This window comes from Alkalibacterium sp. m-11 (assembly GCF_054658155.1).
The window spans coordinates 1-741 of sequence record NZ_BAAGIR010000307.1; the positions used below are offsets into that span (position 1 = coordinate 1).

At 33.1% G+C, this 741-nt stretch carries 1 protein-coding gene; it reads right to left on the reverse strand.

Annotated elements, in window-relative coordinates:
- On the reverse strand, nt 1–677 hold a 677-nt coding region (locus tag ACYQ2O_RS12540; RefSeq protein ID WP_459796746.1), incomplete at its 3' end, for a tyrosine-type recombinase/integrase.
- Nucleotides 678–741 lie beyond the last annotated feature (64 nt).

Consider the following 741-nt stretch of genomic DNA (forward strand, 5'->3'; position numbering starts at 1 on the left):
CTGGTTAGACGTTCGCCACGACTATTTGTAAATAGTGGTCTTTCATTTTGTAATTGGTATAGACTCAAGTATTTCTTTAGAATATTGCCTGTTTGGGGGAGTAATGGGATGTGACGGTGTTTAGCTCCTTTACCTCTGACATACATACTACTCACGCCTTCTAGTTTAATATCAGAAACATTTAAATTTATTAACTCTTGTACTCTACATGCTGAATCATAAAGCAATGTAATTATAGCTAGATGTCTAATACCCGTTTTATCTTGTTTATTTATTGAATCTAACAGCTCTTTCACGACTTTTTCTTGAAGATATTTTGCCGGATGTTGTTTCGTTTTAATAAAAGAGATACGAGTAATTTTTCTACAGGTATCAATATGCTCTGGATTTTCAATGGAAACAAATGAGTAAAATGATTTGATGTGGGCTAGTCGGGTATTACGTGTAGTCGGACTATTATTCCTTGAGCTTTCCAGCCACTTTGAGAATTCAAGAATATTTTCCGAAGTGAGATCATCAAGTTCCATTTGATTGATATTATAACCACTTTCTTTTAGAAATCTGATTAACAGCTTAAAAGTATCTCGATAAGAACTTAATGTATTCTGACCATAATTCTTTTGACCAATTAAGTAATGCATAAAATATCTTTGAATAAAATAACTAAGATGATTCATGTTGCACCTCCGGTACTAATTGTCCGAGCGTTTTTTCTTGCTCAATAAAATCGTGGTAATGTGT